The organism is Pseudomonas citronellolis (genome assembly GCF_001586155.1).
In the GTDB taxonomy this organism is placed as follows: domain Bacteria; phylum Pseudomonadota; class Gammaproteobacteria; order Pseudomonadales; family Pseudomonadaceae; genus Pseudomonas; species Pseudomonas citronellolis.
The window spans coordinates 1680443-1698623 of record NZ_CP014158.1 but is presented as its reverse complement, the minus strand read 5'-3'; the positions used below and the strand labels follow the sequence as shown (position 1 = coordinate 1698623).

General features: G+C 66.9%; 17 protein-coding genes. All 17 read right to left on the bottom strand.

What is annotated here, in order from left to right; genetic code table 11:
* Positions 1-11: 11 nt before the first annotated feature.
* The 17 genes from PcP3B5_RS07725 to PcP3B5_RS07645 all read right to left on the bottom strand — a co-directional run bounded on the left by PcP3B5_RS07725 (position 12) and on the right by PcP3B5_RS07645 (position 18113).
* Positions 12-293, bottom strand: coding sequence for a hypothetical protein (locus PcP3B5_RS07725; RefSeq protein WP_058072811.1), 282 nt, complete (start codon positions 291-293; stop codon positions 12-14).
* Between the two features lie 5 nt (positions 294-298).
* Positions 299-1645, bottom strand: a complete 1347-nt coding sequence (astB, locus tag PcP3B5_RS07720) for an N-succinylarginine dihydrolase (RefSeq protein WP_061560953.1) — start codon at positions 1643-1645, stop codon at positions 299-301.
* Complete coding sequence (gene astD, locus PcP3B5_RS07715; protein ID WP_061560952.1) at positions 1645-3108, bottom strand: succinylglutamate-semialdehyde dehydrogenase; 1464 nt, start codon at positions 3106-3108, stop codon at positions 1645-1647. The genes astB and astD overlap by 1 nt, the downstream gene beginning before the upstream one ends.
* A gap of 28 nt (positions 3109-3136) precedes the next feature.
* A complete protein-coding gene (astA, locus tag PcP3B5_RS07710) occupies positions 3137-4156 on the bottom strand; it encodes an arginine N-succinyltransferase (RefSeq protein WP_043267706.1) in 1020 nt (339 codons plus the stop codon).
* Positions 4157-4246: 90 nt separating this feature from the next.
* Positions 4247-5263, bottom strand: coding sequence for an arginine/ornithine succinyltransferase subunit alpha (gene aruF / locus PcP3B5_RS07705; protein WP_043267708.1), 1017 nt, complete (start codon positions 5261-5263; stop codon positions 4247-4249).
* 159 nt (positions 5264-5422) lie between these two features.
* Positions 5423-6643, bottom strand: a complete 1221-nt coding sequence (locus PcP3B5_RS07700; RefSeq protein ID WP_061560951.1) for an aspartate aminotransferase family protein — start codon at positions 6641-6643, stop codon at positions 5423-5425.
* Between the two features lie 647 nt (positions 6644-7290).
* Entirely contained in the window at positions 7291-8274 is a 984-nt protein-coding gene (argR, locus tag PcP3B5_RS07695; protein WP_061560950.1) for a transcriptional regulator ArgR, read from the bottom strand.
* Positions 8275-8308: 34 nt separating this feature from the next.
* Complete coding sequence (gene aotP, locus PcP3B5_RS07690) at positions 8309-9073, bottom strand: arginine/ornithine transport ATP-binding protein AotP (RefSeq protein WP_061560949.1); 765 nt, start codon at positions 9071-9073, stop codon at positions 8309-8311.
* Positions 9074-9088: 15 nt separating this feature from the next.
* Positions 9089-10201: a succinylglutamate desuccinylase/aspartoacylase family protein gene (locus tag PcP3B5_RS07685; protein ID WP_061560948.1), complete on the bottom strand. Its 1113-nt coding sequence runs from the start codon at positions 10199-10201 to the stop codon at positions 9089-9091.
* Positions 10202-10217: 16 nt separating this feature from the next.
* The gene (locus PcP3B5_RS07680) at positions 10218-10916 is read right to left on the bottom strand and encodes an ABC transporter permease (RefSeq protein ID WP_043267718.1); all 699 of its coding nucleotides are present in this window, start codon (positions 10914-10916) and stop codon (positions 10218-10220) included.
* Between the two features lie 13 nt (positions 10917-10929).
* The gene (locus PcP3B5_RS07675; RefSeq protein ID WP_009620741.1) at positions 10930-11619 is read right to left on the bottom strand and encodes an ABC transporter permease; all 690 of its coding nucleotides are present in this window, start codon (positions 11617-11619) and stop codon (positions 10930-10932) included.
* A 425-nt stretch (positions 11620-12044) separates the two neighbouring features.
* Complete coding sequence (locus tag PcP3B5_RS07670) at positions 12045-12824, bottom strand: ABC transporter substrate-binding protein (RefSeq protein ID WP_009620740.1); 780 nt, start codon at positions 12822-12824, stop codon at positions 12045-12047.
* 454 nt (positions 12825-13278) lie between these two features.
* On the bottom strand, positions 13279-13596 hold the full coding sequence (locus PcP3B5_RS07665) for a helix-turn-helix domain-containing protein (RefSeq protein WP_061560947.1): 318 nt from the start codon (positions 13594-13596) through the stop codon (positions 13279-13281).
* The gene (locus PcP3B5_RS07660) at positions 13593-13940 is read right to left on the bottom strand and encodes a hypothetical protein (protein ID WP_061560946.1); all 348 of its coding nucleotides are present in this window, start codon (positions 13938-13940) and stop codon (positions 13593-13595) included. The genes PcP3B5_RS07665 and PcP3B5_RS07660 overlap by 4 nt, the downstream gene beginning before the upstream one ends.
* A 158-nt stretch (positions 13941-14098) precedes the next feature.
* Positions 14099-16054 (bottom strand): acetate--CoA ligase, encoded by a 1956-nt coding sequence (gene acs / locus PcP3B5_RS07655; protein ID WP_061560945.1) that lies wholly within the window; start codon positions 16052-16054, stop codon positions 14099-14101.
* 149 nt (positions 16055-16203) lie between these two features.
* Positions 16204-17484, bottom strand: coding sequence for a C4-dicarboxylate TRAP transporter large permease protein DctM (dctM, locus tag PcP3B5_RS07650; protein WP_061560944.1), 1281 nt, complete (start codon positions 17482-17484; stop codon positions 16204-16206).
* Positions 17481-18113 carry a TRAP transporter small permease gene (locus tag PcP3B5_RS07645; RefSeq protein ID WP_043267726.1) on the bottom strand — a complete coding sequence of 211 codons (633 nt, stop codon included), beginning with the start codon at positions 18111-18113 and terminating at the stop codon, positions 17481-17483. The genes dctM and PcP3B5_RS07645 overlap by 4 nt, the downstream gene beginning before the upstream one ends.
* Positions 18114-18181: the final 68 nt, after the last annotated feature.

Genomic DNA, 18181 nt, shown 5'->3' with positions numbered 1-18181 from the left:
GGCCCCTGCGATCAGTGATGGTCACATCCACAGTCTGGACCATGTTCGTGGACTTCGGCGGCCTCCAGCTCCAGGCTCAGGCTGAGCTGGTTGACCGCCTGCGGGCGGACCACCAGCAGCGGCACCTCGGTGTCCTCCTCGAAGGACTCGGCGTAGATCAGCAGGCCGCCCTTGCCGTCGGCCTCCAGCCACAGGTCGCGGCCCTCCAGGCGGATGGCCAGGCGGGCGCTGTGGGTCTCGCGACGGGCGCCGGTGGCGTCTTCGAGGATCAGCGGGAGGCTTTCGGTGCTCATGATGTTCAACTCATCTGGAAGGGATAGACGGAGCCCAGTTTAAGGATCCGGCTCAGTTCATCCAATGCCGTCCGGCACTCCACCAGCAACTGCGGGTCGGCCAGGTCGGCTTCGGACAGGCGGTCGCGGTAATGCTTGTCGACCCAGGCCACCAGGGTGTCGTACAGCGCCGGGGTCATGACCACGCCCGGGTTCACCGCGGCCAGCTCGGCCTCGTTGAGCGCCACGCGCAGGCGCAGGCAGGCCGGGCCGCCGCCGTTCTGCATGCTCTGCTTGAGGTCGAAGACCTTCACTTCGCGGATCGGCCCGCCCTCGGCGGTCAGGCGCGACAGGTAGTTCCACACGCGCTCGTTCTGCCGGCACTCTTCCGGGACGATCAGCAGCATGCTGCCGTCGGCGCGGCTGAGCAGCTGGCTGTTGAACAGGTAGGACCTGACCGCGTCTTCCACGCTCACCTGGTCGCCCGGCACGCAGACCGGCTGGAAGCGGCCGCCGCGGCGGCCCAGCTTGGCGTCCAGCTCGGCCAGCACCTTGTCGGTGTCGAGGAAGGCGTCCTGGTGGTAGAACAGCACCTCGCCGTTGCCCACGGAAATCACGTCGTTGTGGAACACGCCCTGGTCGATCACCGCCGGGTTCTGCTGGGCGTAGACCACGCCCTCCTCGCCCAGGCCGTGCAGGCGGGCCACCGCCTGGCAGGCTTCCAGGGTCTGCCGCGCCGGGTAGCGCTGCGGCGCCGGGAAGCGGCTGTCGAAGGCGCTGCGGCCGAACACGAAGAACTCCACGCCGGCCTCGCCGTAGCCCTTGCAGAAGCGCGTGTGGTTGGCCGCGCCCTCGTCGCCGAACTGCGCCACCGCCGGCAGCGCCGCGTGGTGGGCGAAGTGTTTCTCGTCGCCGAACATGGCGCCGAGGATGCGGCTGGTGACCGGGTGCTCGATGGAGCGGTGGAACTTGCAGTTCAGGTTGGCGGCGGTGAAGTGCACGCGGCCATCGGCGGTGTCGGCGCTGGGGCTGACGGTGGCGGCGTTGGCCGTCCACATGCAGGAGGCCGAGCTGACCGCGGCGAGCAGCGGCATGGCTTCCTTGGCCGCCTTGGCGATCACCTCGGCATCGCTGCCGCTGAAGCCGAGGGCTCGCAGCGAGGCCACGGCCGGGCGTTCCTGCGGGGCGAGCACACCCTGCTTGAAGCCCATTTCCATCAGCGCCTTCATCTTCGCCAGGCCCTGCCTGGCGGCTTCCTTCGGGTTGGACGCCACCTGGCTGTTGCTCTGCGAGGCGACGTTGCCGTAGGACAGGCCACCATAGTTGTGCGTCGGGCCGACAAGACCGTCGAAGTTCATTTCATAGGCGGTCATCACAGGCTCACTCCCGGAGTCAGGGTTGCAGGCAGGGCAAGGCTTTCGCTTTCCAGCGAGGCCACCGGATAGGCGCAGTAGTCGGCGGCGTAGTAGGCGCTCGGGCGGTGGTTGCCGGAGGCGCCGATGCCGCCGAAGGGCGCGCTGCTGGCGGCGCCGGTCAGTTGCTTGTTCCAGTTGACGATGCCGGCGCGGCTGTCGAGCAGGAAGCCCTCGAAGCGCTCGCGGGAATCGGACAGCAGGCCGGCGGCCAGGCCGTACTGGGTGGCGTTGGCTTCGCGCACGGCTTCGTCGAAATCGCCGTAGCGGATGACCTGCAGCAGCGGGCCGAAGAACTCTTCGTCCGGGCGCTGCGCCACGCCGGTCACGTCGAGGATGCCGGGGGTCAGCAGGGCCGCGCCTTCCAGCGGCTGGGACATGGCCAGCAGGGCCACGGCGCCGTTGGCCAGCAGGTGCTCCTGGGCCTTGAGCAGGTGCTCGGCGGCGGCCAGGGAGATCACCGAGCCCATGAAGGGCGCCGGCTGCTCGTCGAAGCGGCCGACCTTGATGCTCGCGGTCACCGCCACCAGGCGCGCCAGCAGGGCGTCGCCCCACTCGCCCGCCGGCACCAGCAGGCGCCGCGCGCAGGTGCAGCGCTGGCCGGCGGAGATGAAGGCGGACTGGATGATGGTGTAGACGGCGGCGTCGACGTCCTTCACTTCATCGACGATCAGCGGGTTGTTGCCGCCCATCTCCAGCGCCAGGATCTTCTGCGGCTGGCCGCCGAACTGGCTGTGCAGCAGATTGCCGGTGCGGCTGGAGCCGGTGAAGAACAGGCCGTCGATGTCCGCGTGCGCAGCCAGGGCCACGCCGGTGTCGCGGGCGCCCTGCACCAGGTTGAGCACGCCCGCCGGCAGGCCGGCGTCGATCCAGGCGCGGACGGTCAGCTCGGCGACCTTGGGCGTCAGCTCGCTGGGCTTGAAGATCACGCAGTTGCCGGCCAGCAGCGCCGGCACTATATGGCCGTTGGGCAGGTGGCCGGGGAAGTTGTAGGGGCCGAACACCGCGACCACTCCGTGCGGCTTGTGGCGCAGCACGGCAGTGGCGTCGGCCAGCGGGCCGCTCTTGATGCCGGTGCGCTCGCGGTAGGCCTGGACCGAGATGGCCACCTTGTTGACCATGCTGGTGACTTCGGTGCCGGATTCCCACAGCGGCTTGCCGGTTTCCTCGCCGATCGCCCGGGCCAGTTCGTCGCTGCGCGCCTTGAGGGTGGCGGCGAAGGTTTCCAGCATGGCGATGCGCTCTTCCAGCGGGCGCCGCGCCCAGGCCGGGAAGGCGGCGCGGGCGGCGGCCACGGCGGCGTCGACCTGTGCAGCGCTGGCGGCGCGGCCGCTCCAGACCACGGCCTGGCTGACCGGGTCGAGGGATTCCAGGGTAGCGCCCTCGCCCGCCTGCCACTGGCCGGCGATGTAGTGGGTAGTCATCTCTTGTTCTCCTCCGATCCGCGCGGGATCAGCGTTTTCCGGCGGACAGCGGCACCGCGCGCACCGAGGCGCCGGCGGACAGGCGCAGGCGCTTGGCGGTCTGCGCGTCGACCACCAGGGAGCCGGCGGCGACCCGCGCCGGGGCCGCGGCGATGCGGCATTCCTCGCGCTTGCGGTTGTGGATCAGGTAGGGCTCGGCGTCATCGCCGGGCGTGCCGATGGCCAGCACCAGCGCCTGGCTGTCGGCGATGGCGCGGATCTTCTCGGTCGGTGCCTCGATGGCGGGGCCTGCGTCGAAGATGTCGACGTAGCCCTGGTAGCTGAAGCCCTCGGCCTTGAGCATGGCCAGCGCCGGCTCGGTGTCCGGGTGCACGCGGCCGATCACGTTGCGCGCCTCTTCCGAGAGGAAGCAGGTGTACAGCGGGAATTTCGGCATCAGTTCGGCGATGAAGGCCTTGTTGCCGACGCCGGTCAGGTAGTCCGCCTGGCTGAATTCCATCTTGAAGAAGTGCCGGCCCAGGCTTTCCCAGAACGGCGAGCGCCCGTCGGCGTCGGACATGCCGCGCATCTCGGCGATCACCTTGTCGCCGAACAGCTCGCGGAACTCGGCGATGAACAGGAAGCGCGCCTTGGACAGCAAGCGGCCGTTGAGGCCCGTGCGGTGGTCGGCATGCAGGAACAGCGAGCACAGCTCGGACTGCCCGGTGAGGTCGTTGGCCAGGAACAGCGTGGGGATCTCGCGGTGGATGCCCAGCTCCTGGGAGGCGCTGACGGTGAGGCCGACGCGATAGTTGTACCAGGGCTCGCGCAGGCCGACGGCGCCGGCCACGGCGGAGATGCCGACGACCTTGCCGGCATCGTCCTCGAGGACGAACAGGTAGTCGGCGTCGGCGCGCTCGGCTTCGCCGCGGAAGGCCTTCTCGGCCCAGCCGACGCGGTGCGCCAGGCGCTGTTCGTTGGCCGGCAGCGTGGTCAGCCCGGTGCCGGTGCTGCGCGCCAGTTCGATGAGGGCCGGCAGATCGGCGCTGGTGACAGGACGAACGATCATATTCACTCCGTTCAAGCTATGAGCCGGAAGCCGGAAGCTGGAAGTTGAAAGCGCTGAGCCTCCAGCTTCCGGCTTCTGGCTTCCAGCTCGTTAAACCGCTACCAGACGCACACTGGCGCCTTCGCCGATGCCCAGGGCCTCGGCGGTCTCGGCGCTGAGGGTCACCGGCTTGCCGGGCACCCAGTCCAGCTCGGCGACCAGGGCGCGGTAGTCCTGCAGCAGGCCGTTGGTGACCAGGTAGCTGCGCGTGGCCTTGGGCACCTCGCCGATGCGCACCGGCACCAGGCGGCTCTGGGCGATGGAGCGGATGCCCGAGGTGCGCGCGTGCAGGGTCGGGCCGCCATCGAAGATGTCGATGTAGTTGTCGGTCTCGAAGCCTTCGCGCATCAGGATGTCGAAGGTGATCTGCGCCCGCGGGTGCACCTGGCCCATGGCTTCCTGGGCCTCGTCCGGCAGCAGCGGCACGTAGATCGGGTAGTGCGGCATCAGCTCGGCGAGGAAGGTGCGGCTCTTCAGGCCCGAGAGCTTCTCGGCCTCGCTGTAGTTGAGGTCGAAGAAGTTGCGCCCCACGGCGTTCCAGAACGGCGATTCGCCCTGCTCGTCGCTGTAGCCGACGATCTCGGTGACCACGGCGTCGGCGAAGCGCTCCGGGTGGCTGGCCATGAACAGCAGGCGGCCGCGGGAGTTGAGCTCGGCGATGGGCGTGTTCACCAGCTCGCGCTGCACGTAGAAGCTGGTCAGCAGGCTGTTGCCGGTGAGGTCGTGGCACAGCGAGAGGACGTGGATCTTGTTGTGGATCTTCAGCTCGCGCGAGGCGTGCACGAAGGTCTCGTTGCGGAAACTGTAGAAGGGCTCGGAGAAGCCGGCCGAGGCGACTATGGCCGAGCAGCCGACCAGTTGCCCGGTCTGCGTGTCCTCGAGGACGAAGAAGTAGCTTTCCTCGCCGTTGTAGCTGACTTCGGCGGCGAACGAGGCCTCCGAGGCCAGAATCTTTTCCTTCAGCCGTTCCGCGTCGTCCGGCAGCGACGTGACGCCGACCGGGCTGTCCGCGGCGAGACGCTGCACCTGCTGCAGGTCGGCCGCTTGGGCGGGGCGCATCACCAGCATGGCGTCACTCCTCTAACCAGACAAAACCATATGAACTTCCCCGTCGCGTCGCGGGCACGGCACAGCCTGCGCCAACGCATTCGGGGCCTGCGAAAAACGGCCGGGCAAGCCGGCCGCGTCGAACCGGCGCCGGCGGGATGCCCGGCGCCGTACTGCGGATCAGCCGCGGGTGAGCTTGGCCACCGCGCGCTCCAGGCGATCCAGGCCTTCGTCGATGTCGGCGTCGTCGATCACCAGGCTGGGCGCGAAGCGCACCACGTCCGGGCCGGCCTGGAGGATCATCAGGCCTTCCTTCTCGGCGGCGTTGAACACGTCCTTGGCCTTGCCCTTCCAGGCATCGGCCAGCACCGCGCCGATCAGCAGGCCGAGGCCGCGGACCTGGGTGAAGATGCCGTATTCCCGGCCGAGCTTCTCCAGGCGCGCCTTGAAGCGCTCGTGCTTGGCGCGCACGCCTTCGAGCACCTCGGGCGTATTGATCACGTCGAAGGCCGCGCCGGACACCGCGCAGGCCAGCGGGTTGCCGCCGTAGGTGGTGCCGTGGGTGCCGACGACCAGGTGTTCGGCGATCTTCGCGGTGGTCAGCATGGCGCCGATGGGGAAACCGCCGCCCAGGCTCTTGGCGCTGGAGAGGATGTCCGGGACCACGCCGTAGTGCTGGTAGGCGTAAAGGTAGCCGGTACGGCCGAAACCGCTCTGCACTTCGTCGAAGATCAGCAGCGCGCCGTTGTCGTCGCACAGCTTGCGCACGCCTTCCAGGTAGGCCTTGTCGGCCGGCAGCACGCCGCTCTCGCCCTGCACCGGCTCGATGATGACCGCGCAGGTCTTGTCCGAGATGGCCGCCTTGAGCGCGTCCAGGTCGTTGAACGGGATGTGGGTGATGCCTTCGACCTTCGGCCCGAAGCCGTCGGAGTACTTGGCCTGGCCGCCGACGTTGACGGTGAACAGGGTGCGGCCGTGGAAGCTGTTGACCATCGAGATGATCTCGTACTTCTGCGCGCCGTAGACGTCGTGGGCGTAACGGCGCGCCAGCTTGAGCGCGGCCTCGTTGGCCTCGGCGCCGGAGTTGGCGAAGAACACCCGCTCGGCGAAGGTCGCGCCGATCAGCTTCTGCGCCAGGCGCAGGGCCGGCTCGTTGGTGAACACGTTGGATACGTGCCAGATCTTGCTGGCCTGCTCGGCCAGCGCGCCCACCAGCGCCGGGTGGCAGTGGCCCAGGGAGTTCACGGCGATGCCACCGGCGAAGTCCACCAGCTCGCGGCCGCTCTGGTCCCAGACTCGCGAACCCTGCCCACGCACCGGAATGAAAGCGGCCGGGGAGTAGTTGGGGACCATCAGCTGGTCGAAGTCGGAGCGTTGTACCTGAGCGTGCGGAGCGGACATCGGTGTTCTCCTGCCTGGTGAGGCGGCTATCGATGGAAGGATTGTAGGGACGAAAAACCGGTTGGCATTGCCGCCAAGCGACAACTTCTTATAGCGCCAACCCGTGGATTTCCGAGGCTTTCGGAAATGCGACAGAAAGCGTCGGTAAGGCGCAGTGTAAAGCCAGGGCGGGCCTGCGGGTACAAGGCGCGGGGGAATTTGTTCGATGGCCGGACAGGGGAATGCCGGGCGGGGTTTTCGTGGGAGCGAGAGGACGCCTGGCCCTTCCCCTTCGGGGCGTTCGGCGGTGCCGGGAAATCCTGAGCCGGCATGGGCGCTTTGTTCGCGAGCAAGCTCGCGCCTACGAAAAGCCCACGCAGCACCGCGCTTGCTCTTGTAGGAGCGAGCTTGCTCGCGAAGGGGGTTCCCCGGTGGCTACGGTGCCTTGGCTCGGCTCCGCCCCTCTCCCTAACCCTCTCCCTGAAGGGAGAGGGGACCGTTGGGCAGGGCTGGATGTTCTGGCGTCAGCCGGCAACGCCAAATGTCGCCGACTGAAACCTGGCCTCCTCTCGGCACGGACGGCTCCCTCTCCCTTCAGGGAGAGGGCTGGGGAGAGGGAGCGCGGCCAAGCCCAACATCAGCGTAACCGGGAGTCTCCCCCGCTCCACTCACCCCCGCTCCCCCGGCCCCAGCGCACCATCGGCAGCCCCCTGCCCACGACGCTGGTTCCGGTCTTCACGAGGGGTCACGCCAAAGAAATTGCGGTACGCACTGGAGAAGTGCGGCCCACTGGAAAACCCGCAGGACAGGCCGATCTGGATGATCGACTTGCTGGTCTGCATGAGCATCTGCCGCGCGCGGTTCAGGCGCAGTTCCAGGTAGTACTGGCTGGGCACGCGGGTCAGGTACTGCTTGAAGATGCGCTCCAACTGGCGACGCGACACGCAGACATGCTGGGCGATCTCGTCGGTGGTCAGCGGCTCTTCGATGTTCGCTTCCATCAGCAGCACCGCCTGGGTGAGCTTCGGGTGGCTGGAGCCGAGGCGGTTCTTCAGCGGGATGCGCTGGCGCTCGCTGCCCTCGCGGATGCGCTCGACCACCAGTTCCTCGGACACCGCGCCGGCCAGTTCCGCGCCGTGGTCGCGGGACAGCACCGCCAGCAGCAGGTCGAGCACGGCCATGCCGCCGCAGGCGCTGAGGCGGTCGCGGTCCCACTCGAACAGGTGGTTGGTGGCGATGACCTTGGGGTAGCGCTCGGTGAAGTCGTCGTGCCAGCGCCAGTGCACCGCGGCGCGGTAGCCGTCGAGCAGGCCGAGCTGGGCCAGCGGGTAGATGCCGGCGGACAGCGCGCCGACGCTGGCGCCGCCGCGGGCCAGTTGCTTGAGCGCGGCGGCCAGCGGCGCGGAGACCTGCTGCGGCGCCTCGTCGGCGACCAGGAAGACGCGCTGGCACTGCTCCAGCACGCCCTGCCAGGCCTGCCCCGGCAGGCGCCAGCCGTCGCCCTCGGCGGGCTGCTCGGCGTTCATGAACACCGGGTCGTAGAGCGCTTCGGGGTGCAGGCGCCGGGCGACCCGCAGGGCCTCCTCGGCGAGCGCCAGGGTCAGCGCGCGGGTCTGGGGCCAGAGCAGGAAACCGATGCGTTGGGCAGTCATGCGGAGGCTTCTGTCGACTTCGTCGGGGGACAGCTTACTTCAAGCTGCCGGAAAGGAACTGCTTGAGGCGGTCCGATTGAGGATTTGCCAGGACTTCCTTCGGGCAACCGCGCTCTTCCACCAGACCCTTGTGCAGGAACACCAGTTGGTTGGAGACCTCGCGGGCGAAGCCCATCTCGTGGGTCACCACCACCATGGTGCGGCCTTCCTGGGCCAGGTCCTGCATGACCTTGAGCACTTCGCCGACCAGCTCCGGGTCCAGCGCCGAGGTCGGCTCGTCGAACAGCATCACCTCCGGCTCCATGGCCAGGGCGCGGGCGATGGCCACGCGCTGCTGCTCGCCGCCGCTCATGTGCGCCGGGTAGGCGTCCTTGCGGTGCGCCACGCCGACCTTGGCCAGGTAGTGCTCGGCCTTCTCCAGGGCTTCCTTCTTCGGCACGCCGAGCACGTGCACGGGCGCCTCGATGACGTTGTCCAGGGCGCTCATGTGCGACCACAGGTTGAAGTGCTGGAACACCATCGACAGGCGCGAGCGCATGCGCTGCAGCTGACGGGTGTCGGCGGCCTTGAGCGCGCCGTCCTTGTTCGGCACCAGCTTCAGCTCCTCGCCGTTGAGCAGGATCTTGCCGGCGTGGGGCTGCTCCAGCAGGTTGATGCAGCGCAGGAAGGTGCTCTTGCCCGAGCCGGAGGAGCCGATGATGCTGATCACGTCGCCCGCTTTCGCCGCCAGGGAAACGCCCTTGAGCACTTCGTGGGTGCCGTAGCGCTTGTGCAGGTCTTGGATTTCCAGTTTGTACATGTCGGTTACTCGAATTCAGTCGTTGATCAGCCGGCCCGTACGGAACGGCTCGCGCCCGGCCACCTTGGCCATCCAGTGTCCCGTCAGCGCGTAGCGCCCCCGCTCGAGGGCGAAGAGCACGCCGGCGGTTCCGGCGCACACGGTGCTGACCTTGTCGTTCAGCGGGTCCACCACCTCGAACAGCGCCTCGCCCTTCTCCACCCACTCGCCGGCGCGGCGCAGGAAGCTGACCACCCCGGCGTGGGGCGCGGCGAGGTATTCGGTGCCCTCGAAGGGCATGCCTTCGCAGCATTCGGCCGGCGCTTGCGGCCATTCGCCGGCGATCAGCCCCTGTTCGGCGAGGAAGGCCAGGATCGCCTCGGCGTTGTCGCGCGCCTGCTCGACGCGGGTATCGCCCATGCTGCCCAGCTCGACTGTGGTGGCCATGCATGCCGCAGGCACGGCGGCCTGTGGATAAGCACGGGCCAGGCGCAGCCAGGGCAGCGAGCAGGATTCGTCGAAGGAGTTGCCGCCGGAATCCTCGGCCAGCAGCGCCACGCCCGCCTTCAGCCGCGCGGCCAGGGAACGCCATTGCGGCCAGTGCTGGGGAATGGCGTAAAGGTGGATGCAGGCCTCGAAGTCGCAGTGCAGGTCGAGCACCACGTCGGCGTCGCAGGCGTGGCGCAGCAGCAGGCGCTGCATGGCTTGCAGCTCGGAGGTGGCCGGCGCCAGCGCGTCGAGGACTTCGCGCATCTGCTGGCGGATCAGTTGCACGTTGGCCTCGGCATCGGCGCCCAGCCGGCCGGCGATGCGCGGCTCGACCAGGGATGCCAGGTCGACGAAGCCACGGTTGAAGTTCTGCCCGCTGTTCGCCTCGAAACGCCCGAGGTGGCTGGCCTGCAGCCACTGGCCGAGGCCGATGGGGTTGGCCACCGGCACCAGCTCCACCGTGCCCAGCAGGCGGCCTTCGGCCTCCAGCGCGGCCAGGCGCAGCTTCAGTTCCCAGGCGGTGCGCATGCCCGGCAGCTCGTCGGCGTGCAGGCTGGCCTGGATGTAGGCCTTGCGCGGGCCGGCGCCGTAGCGGAACACGCTCAGGCGGCGTTCGTTGCCGAGGCTGGCACAGGGCAACAGGTGATCGATGCGTTGCATGCTCCCCTCCTCCGCTTCAGTGCTTGCGCGGCGCCAGGTAGGCCAGCCAGCGGCGTTCGGCGGCCTTGAACAGGCGCACCAGGATCAGCGTCAGGATCAGGTAGAAGACCCCGGCGGTGATGAAGGCCTCGAACGGCAGGTAGTACTGCGAGTTGACGGTGCGCGCGGCGCCGGTGATGTCCACCAGGGTGACGATGGAAGCCAGGCTGGTGGTCTGCAGCATCATGATCACCTCGTTGCTGTACTGCGGCAGCGCGCGGCGCAGCGCCGAGGGCAGGAGGATACGGCGGTACATCTTCAGGCGCGACATGCCCATGGCCTTGGCCGCCTCGATCTCGCCATGGGGCGTGGCCTTGAGGCTGCCGGCGAGGATTTCCGCGGTGTAGGCGCTGGTGTTGATGGCGAAGGCCAGGCAGGCGCAGAAGCTGGCATTGGACAGCCAGGGCCAGAAGACGCTGTTGCGCACCGCCTCGAACTGGGCCAGGCCGTAGTAGATCAGGAACAGCTGCACCAGCATGGGCGTGCCGCGGATCACGTAGGTGTACAGCCAGGCCGGCAGGTTCACCGCCGGGCGCTTGGACACGCGCATCAGCGCCAGCGGCACGGCCAGCAGCAGGCCCACGGCCAGGGAGATCAGCAGCAGCTTGAGGGTCACCAGCAGGCCGCCGAAGTACAGCGGCAGGTTTTCCCAGATGACGGTGTAGTCGAAGATCATCGCGTGGCTCCCCTTACAAATCCGCGACCTTGACGCCCACCGAGTAGCGGCGCTCGAGCAGGCGCAGCAACAGCAGCGAGACGCTGGTCACCACCAGGTAGAGGGCGGCGACGAACAGGTACCAGGTGAACGGCTCGCGGGTGGCGTCCGCGGCCTGCTTGGCCTTGAACATCATGTCCTGCAGGCTGACCACCGAGATCAGCGCGGTGGCCTTGACCAGCACCAGCCAGTTGTTGGTGAAGCCGGGGATGGCCAGGCGGATCATCTGCGGCACCTGCACGCGGAAGAACACCTGCAGGTGGCTCATGCCGTAGGCGAAGCCGGCCTCGGCCTGGCCCTTGGGGATGGCCATGAAGGCGCCGCGGAAGGTTTCCGAGAGGTAGGCGCCGAAGATGAAGCCGAGGGTGCCGACGCCGACGACGAAGGGGTTGAGGTCGATGTAGTCGTCGTGACCCAGCAGCGGCGCGACGCGGTTCACCAGGTCCTGGCCGCCGTAGAAGATCAGCAGAATCAGCACCAGGTCGGGTACGCCGCGGATCACCGTGGAGTAGGCGTCGCCGCACCAGGCCAGCCACCTGACCGGCGACAGGCGGAAGGCCGCGCCGACCAGGCCGAGCACCGCCGCCAGGGCCATCGACAATAGGGCGAGCTGGAGGGTCAGCCAGGCACCATCGACGATGGTGGCCGCGTAACCGTTGAACATGGTCAGCACCTCATGCAACCGCTCGCCGCAGCGGCGAACGCAGAACGACGGGCCACGGAGCCCGGGAAAACCGGCCGCGGTCGCCCAGCGTCCGCCGCCCAATAAAAAAGTGGCACAAACAGCAGGGACCGTTACCGTTTCGTCACGGCCGCGACGGAACAATTTTTTGCGCGGGGCAAGGTGCACGCGTCACGGCTCGGTCATCCCAGATGAACAGCGAGCGAGGCCTCCGCACAAAAAATAGCCCGTCCCTTCGGGTTGCGCGGCAAATGACGCCATGCGTCGTTGCGGGATTTAGCAAGGGAACACCATTGCCTGCATCCCGCGCCTAGCCTGGCGTCATTTGTCACAGCAACGCGACTCGCGCCGAAACGGCAACGGTCCCCGGGCCTCGGCCCGGGTTTGCGCCACTTTCCGGTCAGGGATCAGTTCGAGCCGTAGACGTCGAACTTGAAGTACTTGTCCTGGACCTGCTTGTACTTGCCGTTGGCGCGCAGCGCGGCGATGGCCGCGTTGAACTTGCCGGCCAGGGCGCTATCACCCTTGCGCACGGCGATGCCCACGCCTTCGCCGAAGTACTTCTCGTCGGTCAGTTGCGGGCCGACGAAGGCGAAGCCCTTGCCGGCGTCGGTCTTGAGGAAGCCGTCGTCGAGGTTGACCGAGTCGGCGACCACCGCGTTCACGCGGCCGGCCACCAGGTCCATGTTGGCTTCCTGCTGGGAGTTGTAGCGCACCACTTCCACGCCGGCCGGGGTCAGTTCGCCGGAAGCGTAGCGATCCGCGGTGCTGCCGCGCAGCACGCCGACCTTCTTGCCCTTGAGATCGGTCAGCGGGTCGTTCAGCGCCGAGCCTTCCTTCATCACGTAGCGGGCCGGGGTGTTGTAGTACTTGTTGGTGAAGTCCACGGACTTCTTGCGCTCGTCGGTGATGGTCATCGACGAGAGGATGGCGTCGATCTTGCGCACTTTCAGCGCCGGGATCAGGCCGTCGAATTCCTGCTCGACCCAGGTGCACTTGACCTTCATCTCTTCGCACAGGGCGTTGCCGATGTCGACGTCGAAGCCGGCCAGCTGGCCATCGGGGGTCTTGAAGGAGAACGGCGGGTAGGCCGCTTCGATGCCGATACGCACGGGCTTGTCGTCGGCGTGGGCCATAGCGGTGATAGCGGAGAGCGCCAGCGCGCCGAGAAGTGCGAACTTCTTCATCAGTAACTCCTTCGAGGGTAGGACTTCGATTGGCAGGAGAAAGGGGTTGGCCCAGGCTGCCCGTGCAGAAGTGAAGGTTATTGTCGTCTGCGCGCATTGCCGTGGCGGGTTTCTCGTGGAAAACCACGCCATCCAGGGTGAGCGGCATTCTAGCGACAGCCCCTGGGCGGTTATTTCTTCAATGCGACAACTAATTATAGAAGCACCGGAGAGCGGGCTCCGACATCTTGACGGGGCGGATTTTAGGTGATCAAGGCGGGAAGAGTAAAACCAATTTTCATTGCAGGTATCGAGCCAATTAATGGACACCTCAATGAATACGCGGCCTCCAGCCTGGGGGTAGTTTTCTGGAGTTCAGAAAAGGCGCATAGAAAGCGTGCGAAATGTTTCCAGGCGCCTCATTTTGTCGCAGCGTGGCGGGAGGTGTTACCGCACACCAAAGCCACACCGACACTCAGGCCAACTCGATAATCAAGTCCAGGGTTTCCGGGTGCCTGGCCAACAGACGGATCAGCAAGGTGGCCTGATCGTTGGGGCGCGAACGATTCTGCTCCCAGTTCTTCAAGGTCGCCGGTGCGGCATGGAGGATGCGGGCGAAGACCGGCTGGGACATGTTCAGGCGTTCGCGCAAGGCAGCTATCTCCTCCCCGGTGGCAGGCAGCAGTGGCGCCGATTCGACCTTGTGGGTTCGCAGGGTGATCTTGCCCTGCCGCTCCGCCGCCAGATCGTCGAAGCCCTCCAGCAACTCGGCAAAGATGTCACGCTTGCTCATCGCACCATTCCTCTCAATTTCAATTCCGCCTGCAGCAGCACGGCCAACTGGTTTCTCTGCCGTTCGTTCAGATCATCCTGCTCATCCTTGTCGTACAGGGTGAACAACCAGAACTGGGCGCCCCCCAGCCAGCAGTAATAGATCACTCGCAACCCTCCCCGTCTTCCCTTGCCACGCCTGGGATCACCGAAACGGACCTTGCGCAGGCCGCCGGTACCGGCGATCACGTCGCCAGCGTCGGGCCGTGCCAGCAGAAGCTGCTGGAACAACCGAAACGCCTCGTCATCCAGGTAATGACGGCGATTACGCTCGAACGGGGATAGCTCAACGAATGTGGCCTTCATATTATATGCGCTATTAACGTATATTTTTGAACCCACAGATTGCATGGCCACACACGAGCGGGTCGATCGACCGAATAAGATGTCCTCGTAGGAAATCACTTCGACGAACAAAGAAAAACGCCCCGGCAAGCCGGGGCGTTTTTCGTTGCGGAGGCGGATCAGGCGGCTTTCATCGCCCGGTGGGTGTCCACCAGGTGCTGCACCACGCCCGGGTCGGCCAGGGTGGAGATGTCGCCCAGGGCGTCGTACTCGGCGGTGGCGATCTTGCGCAGGATGCGGCGCATGATCTTGCCCGAACGGGTCTTCGGCAGGCCCGGGGCCCACTGGATGACGTCCGGGGTGGCGATCGGACCGATCTCCTTGCGCACCCAGGCCTTGAGTTCCTGGCGCAGTTGCTCGCTGGCTTCCTCGCCGGCGTTCAGCGTGACGTAGACGTAGATGCCCTGCCCCTTGATGTCGTGCGGCACGCCGACCACCGCGGCCTCGGCCACTTTCGGGTGGGCGACCATGGCGCTCTCGATCTCGGCGGTGCCCATGCGGTGCCCGGAGACGTTGAGTACGTCGTCGACGCGGCCGGTGATCCAGTAGTAGCCATCCTCGTCGCGGCGGGCGCCGTCGCCGGTGAAGTACATGCCCTTGAAGGTCTTGAAGTAGGTGTCGACGAAGCGGTCGTGGTCGCCGAACAGGGTGCGCGCCTGGCCCGGCCAGGAGTCGAGGATCACCAGGTTGCCCTCGGCCGCGCCCTCGATGATGTTGCCCAGGTTGTCCACCAGCGCCGGCACCACGCCGAAGAACGGCTTGGCGGCGGAGCCCGGCTTCAGCGCGTGGGCGCCCGGCAGCGGGGTCATCAGGCAGGCGCCGGTCTCGGTCTGCCACCAGGTGTCGACGATCGGGCAGCGCGACTGGCCGACGGTCTCGTAGTACCACTGCCAGGCTTCCGGGTTGATCGGTTCGCCCACCGAGCCCAGCAGGCGCAGGCTGGAACCGTCGGCGCCTTCGACCGCGGCCTTGCCCTCGGCCATCATGGCGCGGATGGCGGTGGGCGCGGTGTAGAGGATATTGACCTTGTGCTTGTCGACGATTTTGGCGACGCGGGTGATGTCCGGGTAGTTCGGCACGCCTTCGAACAGCACGGTGGTGGCGCCGTTGGCCAGCGGGCCGTAGACCACGTAGCTGTGGCCGGTGACCCAGCCGATGTCGGCGGTGCACCAGAAGACCTCGCCGGGACGGTAGTCGAATACCCGCTCATGGGTCAGCGAGGCGTACACCAGGTAGCCGCCGGTGGTGTGCAGCACGCCCTTGGGCTTGCCGGTGGAGCCGGAGGTGTAGAGGATGAACAGCGGGTCCTCGGCGCCCATTTCCTTCGGCGCGCAGGTGGTGCCGGCGACCTTCATCAGGTCTTCGTACCAGACGTCGCGGTGCGCGTTCCACTTGATGTCCGAACCGGTGCGCTTGCAGACGATGATCTTCTGCACGCTGTTGGTTTCCGGGTTGGTCAGGGCATCGTCGACGTTGGCCTTGAGCGGGGTCTTCTTGCCGCCGCGCACGCCTTCGTCGGCGGTGATCACGATCTTCGAGCGGCAGTCGATGATGCGCCCGGCCAGGGCTTCGGGGGAGAAGCCGCCGAACACCACGGAGTGGATGGCGCCGATGCGGGTGCAGGCGAGCATGGCCACCACGGCTTCCGGGATCATCGGCATGTAGATGGTCACCACGTCGCCGCGGTGCACGTCCTGGCCGCGCAGGGCGTTGGCGAACTTGCAGACCTGCTCGTGCAGCTGGCGGTAGGTGATTTCCTGGTGCTCGGACGGGTCGTCGCCTTCCCAGATGATCGCCAACTGGTCGCCGCGCTCGGCGAGGTGCCGGTCCAGGCAGTTGTAGGAAACGTTGAGCGTGCCGTCGGCGAACCACTTGATGTCGACGTGGTGGTCGTCGAAGGAGGTCTGCTTGACCTTGGTGAAGGGCTTGATCCACTCCACCCGCTGGGCCTGCTCGCGCCAGAAGCCGTCGGGGTTGACCACCGACTGCTGGTACAGCTTCTTGTAGCTGGCTTCGTCGGTCAGGGTATTGGCGGCCACTTCGGGACGCACGGGATACACGGATGCCGCACTCATGACGCATTACCTCGGTTCGGAGTGTTGTTCTTGTTGGGACCAAGTTGTAACGGCCGGGGTGCGCAGGGACCATACGACCATGGTCTTACCAATCCTTAGTCGTAGTGATAGGCCCCATCAGCCCGGCTGACGGGGCCTGCGGCAATGCGTCACATACCCAGCGCCTGCGGCAGCGCGAGGGAGATGAAGGGCACGTAGGTGACCAGGATCAGGAACAGCAGCAGGATCATCAGCCAGGGCGTCGCCGCGCGGACCACCCCGGTCAGCGGCATGCCGGTCACCGCCGAGGTGACGAACAGGTTGAGGCCGACCGGCGGGGTGATCAGGCCGATCTCCATGTTCACCACCATGATGATGCCCAGGTGGATCGGGTCGATGCCCAGCTGCATGGCGATCGGGAACAGGATCGGCGCCAGGATCAGGATGATCGCCGAGGGTTCCATGAAGGCCCCGGCCACCAGCAGCACCAGGTTCACCACCAGCAGGAACTGCCAGGGCCTGAAGCCCTGGTCCAGGACCCAGGCGGTGATCTGCTGGGGAATTTGCTCGGTGGTCAGCACGTGGGCGAAGAGCATGGCGTTGGCGATGATGAACATCAGCATGATCGACAGCTTGCCCGACTCCAGCAGCACCCGCGGCACTTCGCGGATGCGCAGGTCCCGGTATACGAAGATCGCCACCAGGCCGGCATAGACCGCCGCCACCGCGGCCGCCTCGGTCGGGGTGAACATCCCGGTGTAGATGCCGCCGAGGATGATCACGATCAGCAGCAGGCCCCACAGCGCCTCGCGGGCCGAGCGCAGCCATTCGCCCAGGCTGGCCCGCGGCAGCGCCGGCAGCTTGCGGTAGCGCGCCACCAGGTAGATCGCCACCATCAGCACCACGCCCAGCAGCACCCCGGGGATCACGCCGGCCATGAACAGTTTGCCCACCGACTGTTCCGTGGCGGCGGCGTACACCACCATGACGATCGACGGCGGGATGAGGATGCCCAGGGTGCCGGCGTTGCAGATGATGCCGGCGCCGAACGCCTGCGGATAGCCGGAGCGGACCATGCCGGCGATGGCGATGGAGCCGACCGCGGCCACGGTGGCGGGGCTCGAGCCGGACAAGGCGGCGAACAGCATGCACGCCAGCACTGCGCCGATGGCCAGCCCGCCGCGGATGTGGCCGACGCAGGCATTGGCGAAGTCGATCAGCCGGCGGGCCACGCCGCCGGTGGTCATGAAGGCGCCGGACAGCAGGAAGAACGGGATCGCCAGCAGCGTGTAGTGCTCGCTGGTCTCGAACAGCTTGATCGCCAGCGAGCGCACCGAGTCGGGGCTGAACAGCATGATGGTGATCGAGCCGGCCAGGCCGAGCGAAGCGGCGATCGGCACGCCGATGAACATCAGTACGAAGAGCAGGAGGAACAGGAACAGAACGGTCATTGGCTGCGGCCCTCGTCTTCCTTGACCTTCAGTGCGTCGGCGGCTTCGTCGGCGAGCCCCAGGCCGGTCTGCTGGCCGCGCAGGATGCGCACGAGGATCTCGAGGAAGCGGATGAACACCAGGGCGTAGCCCAGCGGCACGATCAACGCGATGTGCCATTGGCGGATGCCATAGTGGCCGAGGTCCTCGGCGCCGATGCCGGCGATGAACAGAGTGCGCACCCAGTCGAAGCTGCCGACGGCGATCAGCCCGGCATACCCCAGGCAGCACAGGCAGGCGACCAGGCCGATGAGGCGTTGCAGCGGGCGCGGCGCGAGCCGGACCAGGGCGTCGACACCGATGTGGCCGGCGGTGCGCACGCCATAGGCCAGGCCGAAGAAGATCAGCCAGGCGAACAGCGCCTTGGTCAGGGCGACGCTCCAGGTCATGGACTGGGCCAGGCCGATGATGAAGTCGCCGATGGCGAACAGCGCCTCGCTGCCGGCCTCCCAGCGGTCGGCCAGGCTGTAGAACGGGGTGTAGAGGTTGTTGAGGATCACGTAGACGAAGGTGACCAGGGTCATGGCCGCCAGCAGGAAGGCGATGAAGCCCTCCTCGAAGTGATCCCAGGCGCGCCGAAGGGCCGTCATGGAAGTCTCCGTAGGCTGTGGTGGTGGGCTCGTGCGGGTGCTGCGGGCGCGGGCGGCGAACGCTGCCC

Coding starts and splice junctions, on each gene's coding strand:
- PcP3B5_RS07725 (WP_058072811.1), bottom strand. CDS start 293: ATGAGCACCGAAAGCCTCCCGCTGATCCTCGAAGACGCCACCGGCGCC.
- astB (WP_061560953.1), bottom strand. CDS start 1,645: ATGACCGCCTATGAAATGAACTTCGACGGTCTTGTCGGCCCGACGCAC.
- astD (WP_061560952.1), bottom strand. CDS start 3,108: ATGACTACCCACTACATCGCCGGCCAGTGGCAGGCGGGCGAGGGCGCT.
- astA (WP_043267706.1), bottom strand. CDS start 4,156: ATGATCGTTCGTCCTGTCACCAGCGCCGATCTGCCGGCCCTCATCGAA.
- aruF (WP_043267708.1), bottom strand. CDS start 5,263: ATGCTGGTGATGCGCCCCGCCCAAGCGGCCGACCTGCAGCAGGTGCAG.
- PcP3B5_RS07700 (WP_061560951.1), bottom strand. CDS start 6,643: ATGTCCGCTCCGCACGCTCAGGTACAACGCTCCGACTTCGACCAGCTG.
- argR (WP_061560950.1), bottom strand. CDS start 8,274: ATGACTGCCCAACGCATCGGTTTCCTGCTCTGGCCCCAGACCCGCGCG.
- aotP (WP_061560949.1), bottom strand. CDS start 9,073: ATGTACAAACTGGAAATCCAAGACCTGCACAAGCGCTACGGCACCCAC.
- PcP3B5_RS07685 (WP_061560948.1), bottom strand. CDS start 10,201: ATGCAACGCATCGATCACCTGTTGCCCTGTGCCAGCCTCGGCAACGAA.
- PcP3B5_RS07680 (WP_043267718.1), bottom strand. CDS start 10,916: ATGATCTTCGACTACACCGTCATCTGGGAAAACCTGCCGCTGTACTTC.
- PcP3B5_RS07675 (WP_009620741.1), bottom strand. CDS start 11,619: ATGTTCAACGGTTACGCGGCCACCATCGTCGATGGTGCCTGGCTGACC.
- PcP3B5_RS07670 (WP_009620740.1), bottom strand. CDS start 12,824: ATGAAGAAGTTCGCACTTCTCGGCGCGCTGGCGCTCTCCGCTATCACC.
- PcP3B5_RS07665 (WP_061560947.1), bottom strand. CDS start 13,596: ATGAGCAAGCGTGACATCTTTGCCGAGTTGCTGGAGGGCTTCGACGAT.
- PcP3B5_RS07660 (WP_061560946.1), bottom strand. CDS start 13,940: ATGAAGGCCACATTCGTTGAGCTATCCCCGTTCGAGCGTAATCGCCGT.
- acs (WP_061560945.1), bottom strand. CDS start 16,054: ATGAGTGCGGCATCCGTGTATCCCGTGCGTCCCGAAGTGGCCGCCAAT.
- dctM (WP_061560944.1), bottom strand. CDS start 17,484: ATGACCGTTCTGTTCCTGTTCCTCCTGCTCTTCGTACTGATGTTCATC.
- PcP3B5_RS07645 (WP_043267726.1), bottom strand. CDS start 18,113: ATGACGGCCCTTCGGCGCGCCTGGGATCACTTCGAGGAGGGCTTCATC.